Genomic DNA, 5,476 nt, shown 5'->3' with positions numbered 1-5,476 from the left:
GCGCCGACTGCGACCTCGCCTTCGGCCGGCACGTGCACCTGCATCTGCGGCCCGTGGCGGCCGAGGTGGGCAGGGTGCGCGCGTTGGTGGGCACCGCCCTGATCACCTGGGGCTGCCCTGCCGGGACGGTCGACGACGGGCGGTTGCTCGTCAGCGAGCTGGTCGGCAACGCGGTCAAGTACGCGCCCTGCGCGGCGATCACGCTGGATCTGATGCAGGTCGGCGACCGGCTGCTGATCGAGGTCACGGACGGGTCCGTGGCGCAGCCCGTGGTCCACCGGGCGGATCCCCACCAGGAGCAGGGCCGCGGCATGTTCCTCGTGCAGGCGATCGCCTCGGCCTGGGGTGCGCGGCGGGACCGCCACGGCCGGAAGACGACCTGGTGCACCCTCGCGGTCGGGGAACGGTGAACGGCGTGAGCGAGAGCCCGGGCCGGGGCGCGCCCGTGGTCGCGGGCGGCGGCAGCCTGTACGGGTGGGAGGTGCACCAGGTCTGCGACAGCAGGCACCAGCAGGGACCGTGCGGTACCTGTACGACGGAGCAGAGCGCGCGCTCCTGCATCGAGGCGGCCCTGTCCGCCGGGGCCCGCCCGGGGGTGCACTCCTGGGGGCTGCTCAGCCGGGTGCCGGCGACCCCGGACCGGCCGGGCTCGGCGGTGCCCGCGGTGCCGATCGCGCGAGCCGCGCTGGGGCCGGACGGCACGGTGGCCTGGCAGGCGCCGGGCGGCCGGGGGCCGGCACTCGCGGCGGAGGCTCGGGAGGCGGCGGCCGTGGGGACGCGCGGCGGGGATCTCGCCTCCGTACTGGCCCGGTTCGGCGGTGAGTTGCGGCGCCACCGGCTGGCCGCCGGACTCACGCCCCGGGAGCTGGCGGAGCGGATGCGGTGCGCCCGGGCGGTGGTCGAGCGCACGGAGAGCGCCGAGCGGATGCCGTCCCGCGGCTTCGCCCTGGAGGCGGACCGGGTGCTCGGCGCGGGCGGCGCGCTCGCGGCGCTGTGGCCCTCGCTCGTCAAGTCCGCCTACCCGGACTGGTTCTGGCAGGTCGTCGAGCTGGAGCAGCAGGCGAGTTTCGTGCAGGAATTCGAGACCGTCGCCGTTCCCGGCCTCCTGCAGACGGAGGACTACGCGCGGGCCGTCTTCGCCACCGCCCATCCGGTGGCCCCGGCGCTGCGGATCGAGCAGTTCGTTGCGGCCCGGATGGACCGGCAGCGCATCCTGGAGCGGGGTGATCCGCCGCAGATCATGATCGCGCTCGACGAGGGGGTGCTGCGCCGCCGCGTCGGCGGCGGCGGGACCATGCGTGAACAGCTCGGCCACCTGCTGGCCGTGGCCGAGCTGCCGAAGGTGTGCCTTCAGGTGATCCCGTTCAGTGTGCGGCAGCACCCCGGGGGCATGACGCCGTTTCGGATCATGGGGTTCCGGGAGGGCCCGGACGTCCTGTACGGCGAGTCGTTCATCGGGGGTCAGGTGACCAGCGATCCCCGTCAACTCAGGCAGCATCAGCTGGCGTTCAACCTGATCCAGGCCAACGCGCTCTCGCCGCACGGCTCGCGCGTGCTGATACGCCGGCTGAGGAGGGAAATCGATGACGGACCGGACTGAGCCGCGCTGGCGCAGGAGCAGCCGCAGCATGGGCAACGGGGGGAACTGCGTGGAGGTCGCCGACGACGGGCACGTCGTCCGCGTCCGGGACAGCAAGAACCCGGAGGCTCCCGGGTTCCGCTGCGGGGCGGGGGCATGGCGGTCGTTTCTCACGTCTCTCGCGGACGGCCGAGAACGAGTGACACAGACCACACCACCCTTCTAAACTCCGCCCCGGTGCCGTGAACGAACGCGGCGCCGGTGCGGTGGGAGGGCCCATGGATTCGGTCGGTGCGCATGCGGTGGTCATCGGCGGCTCGATGGCGGGGCTCGTCGCGGCACGCGCGCTGGCCGGCCGGTTCGGCCGGGTGACGGTCCTGGACCGGGACGCGCTGCCCGGTGAGGCGCGGGACCGGCGCGGTGTGCCGCAGAGTGGCCACGCGCACGCGCTGCTCGTCAGCGGGCAGAACACGTGCGAGGCGCTGTTCCCCGGCCTCACCGACGAGTTGGTGGCCGGTGGGGCGGTGCCCTTCGACCCCGGCGCGGACGTCCTCTTCCACCAGATGGGGGGCCATCGGCTGCGCTTCGACAGCGGCCTGCACGGGATCAGCCTGAGCCGCGCGTTCCTGGAGTACGCGATCAGGTCCCGCGTCGCCGCCCTGCCCGGCGTGGAGATCCGCGGCGGTCTCGCGGTGAGCGGGCTGACCGGGAACGCGGAGCGGGTGAGCGGGGTCGAGCTGGACGGGGGCGAGCGGCTCGCCGCCGAACTGGTCGTGGACGCCACGGGACACGGCGGCGCCCGTACCGGGAAGTGGCTCGAGGCCCTGGGCTGTCCGGTGCCCGAGGTGGCCACCGTCAAGGTCGACGTCGGATACACCACCCGGCTGCTGCGGCGCGACGACGGCGAACGGCTGCGCGACGGCGCGCTGCTGTATCTGATCGCCGGGGTGCCGCCGCACGACAAGCGGGCGGCGGCCGTCCTGCCCGTCGAGGGCGGCCGGTGGATGGTCACCCTGGCCGGCTGGCACGGGGCCCACGCGCCCGCCGACCCGCAGGGGTTCGCCAAGTTCGCCGCGGAGCTGCCGACCGGGCACATCGGTGAACTGGTCGCCGCGGCCGAACCGTTGGGCGAGGGCGACGCCCGCAGATTCACCCACCCGCGCTCCCGCAGGCGCCACTTCGAGCGGCTGCGGCGGCCCCCGGCCGGCCATGTGGCCATCGGGGACGCCCTGTGCAGCCTCAATCCCGTGTACGGGCAGGGCATGAGCGTCGCCGCTCTGGAGGCGGTGCAACTCGGGCGCTGCCTCGACCGGTTCGGCACCGCGTCCTCGGCGATGGCCCGCGCCTACTACCGTGCGGCCGCCAAGGTGATCGCCGGCCCGTGGCAGGTGGCCACGGGCGGCGACTTCATGTATCCGGAGACGGTGGGCCACCGGCCGCCCGGCACCGACCTGGTCAACCGCTATGTGCGCCAGGTGGTGCTGGCCAGCCATGTCTCGGCCGACGCCCATCGCGTCGTACTGGACATGCAGCACCTGCTGGCCCCGCCCGGCGCGGCACTGCGGCCCGCCACCGTCGTGCGCAGCCTGCTCGCCGCCCGCCGCTCACCGGCCCGCGCCTAGGCCCAGGAGCAGCGAGGACGGCAACTTCCTTGCGTCGTACAGGGATTGCCCCCAGGATGTTCGAACCCCGCGCCCGGCGTTCCCGTACCACTGGTAGGCGCCCCAGGTGCCGGGAGCCGGGGCAGCCCGTAGAGGAGACGAGTGACGGAGCACGACATGCGGTACCAGGTCCTCGGCCCGCTCGGGCTGTGGCGCGGCGGCGAGGAGATCCCCCTCGCCCCGGCGAAGTGGCGGATGCTGCTCGCGGTACTGCTGTGCGACGCCAACCAGGTGGTCTCCACCGACCGGCTGGTCGCGGAGCTGTGGGGCGCCCGGCCCCCGCAGAGCGCGGGCAAGATCCTCCAGGGTTACGTCTCCCGGGTGCGGCGGGCGCTCGGGGACGAGTCGGGCCGGCTGCTGGTGACGCACGCCCAGGGCTACCGGGCCCACGGCTACCGGCTCATCGTGCGGCCCGGCGAGGCCGACGCGCACCGCTTCACGGAACTGGTCGACGAGGGCGGTCGCGAACTGGCGCGCGGGGCGGCCGAGGCCGCCGCCGAACTGCTCGGCGAGGCGCTGCGGTTGTGGCACGACACGCCCTTCACCGACGTACCGCCGACACCGGCCGTGGAGGCGGAGACGATGCGCCTGGCGGCGTATCGCACGCAGGCGCGGGAGTCGCGCATCGAGGCGCGGCTGCGGCTGGGCCGCCACGAGGCGGTGCTCGACGAGCTGGACGCGCTGGTCACGGAGCACCCGCTGCGCGAGGCGCTGCGCGGCCGGCTGATGCTGGCCCTGTACCGGGCGGGCCGGCAGGCGGACGCGCTGGCCGCCTACCGCGATCTGCGGCACCAGCTGGCGGAGGAGCTGGGCATCGAGCCCGGTCCGCCGCTGCAACAGCTCCACCAGCGGATCCTGCGGGCCGACGCGTCGCTCCTGCTCGGGCCCGGGCCACGGGCCGCGGCCGCGAAGACCGCCGAGCGCGGGACCGAGGCGCCCGCGCCGGGAGACCCGCTGAACGGCAGGCGCGGCACCGCGGAGGGCAGACCCGCCCTGGTGCCGAGGGAACTCCCCCACCTGAGCGCCACGTTCGTCGGCCGGGCCGGCGAGAGCTCGGTGCTGCACCGGCTGCTGGAGGGCGGCGGCCAGGGGCAGGTGGCGATGGCCGTGATCGACGGGGCCGGCGGGGTGGGCAAGTCGGCGCTGGCCATCCACACCGCCCACCAGCTCGCCGACCGCTTCCCCGACGGCCAGTTCTACGTCGACCTGCACGGCGCCACCGCGGGGCTGACGCCCCTGGAACCCGGTGAGGTGCTCGGCCGGTTCCTCGGCACGCTCGGCATACCGGACGTGGCCGTACCCGCCAACACCGAGGAGGCCGCGGCCACCTTCCGCTCGCTGGTGGCCGACCGCCGCATGCTGATCGTGCTCGACAACGCGGCCGGCGTGGACCAGGTCAGACCGCTGCTGCCCGCCGGGCCCGGCTGCGCCGTGCTGATCACCAGCCGGGAGATGCTCACCTCCCTGGAGGGCGCCACCCACCTCCACCTCGGCGTGATGTTCCACGACCAGGCGACCGCGCTGCTGGAGCGGCTGGTCGGCGCGGAACGCGTCGCCGCCGAGCCGGAGGCCACCGACGCGATCGTGCAGATGTGCGGCCGGCTTCCGCTGGCCCTGCGCATCGTCGGCGCCCGGATGGCGGGTCGCCCCGGCTGGCCCCTGAGCGCCTTCGCGGAGCGGCTGGCCGACGCGCAGAACCGGCTCGACGAGATCCGCGTCGGCGACCTGTCCGTACGCGCCAGCTTCCACGCCGGCTACGACGGGCTCTGCCACAGCGAGCACCCCACGGACACGGCCGCCGCACGCGCGTTCCGCTTCTGCGGGGTGCTGCCCGGGTCGAACATGAGCCTGCAGGCGGCGGCCGCGCTGCTCGGCGTGGAGACCTGGCGGGCCGAGGACGCGCTGGAACGTCTGGTCGACGCGCACCTGCTGCACAGCCTCGCCCCCGGCCGCTACCAGATGCACGACCTCATCCGCCTCTTCGCCCGTGAGCAGGTCGACGCCCTGGAGACGGCCGCCGAACGCGAACAGGCCCTGCTGCGCGTGCTGCGCTTCTACCTCGCCACGGCAGAGCGGGCGGTGTCCTTCCTCGACGTGCCGCCGCGGCCGTCCTGCCGCCCCGGCGAGCCCTCGCCCGCGGGCGTCACGCCGCCGGCGGCGCCGGTGAAGGACCGGGAGCAGGCCGAGGCGTGGCTGGAGGCCGAGCGCGCCAACCTGATGGCCGCCGTCACCCACG

At 74.8% G+C, this 5,476-nt stretch carries 5 protein-coding genes; all 5 read left to right on the top strand.

Features of this window, described 5'->3' with window-relative positions; all coding sequences use genetic code 11:
- The coding region (locus tag IE249_RS11535; protein WP_189704698.1) for an ATP-binding protein at positions 1–410 on the top strand (410 nt) is incomplete at its 5' end.
- Positions 411–415: 5 nt separating this feature from the next.
- On the top strand, positions 416–1,600 hold the full coding sequence (locus IE249_RS11530) for a helix-turn-helix domain-containing protein (protein ID WP_189704697.1): 1,185 nt from the start codon (positions 416–418) through the stop codon (positions 1,598–1,600).
- Positions 1,584–1,805 (top strand): DUF397 domain-containing protein, encoded by a 222-nt coding sequence (locus IE249_RS11525; protein WP_189704696.1) that lies wholly within the window; start codon positions 1,584–1,586, stop codon positions 1,803–1,805. The genes IE249_RS11530 and IE249_RS11525 overlap by 17 nt, the downstream gene beginning before the upstream one ends.
- Positions 1,806–1,857: 52 nt before the next feature.
- Positions 1,858–3,201: an FAD-dependent oxidoreductase gene (locus tag IE249_RS11520; RefSeq protein WP_189704695.1), complete on the top strand. Its 1,344-nt coding sequence runs from the start codon at positions 1,858–1,860 to the stop codon at positions 3,199–3,201.
- Between the two features lie 141 nt (positions 3,202–3,342).
- Positions 3,343–5,476, top strand: a 2,134-nt coding sequence (locus tag IE249_RS11515; protein WP_229858163.1) for an AfsR/SARP family transcriptional regulator, incomplete at its 3' end; no start/stop codon positions are given.

This window comes from Streptomyces anandii JCM 4720, assembly GCF_014650655.1.
Lineage (GTDB): Bacteria > Actinomycetota > Actinomycetes > Streptomycetales > Streptomycetaceae > Streptomyces > Streptomyces anandii.
The sequence above is the reverse complement of the archived record's forward strand: the minus strand, read 5'-3'. Positions and strand labels throughout refer to the sequence as shown.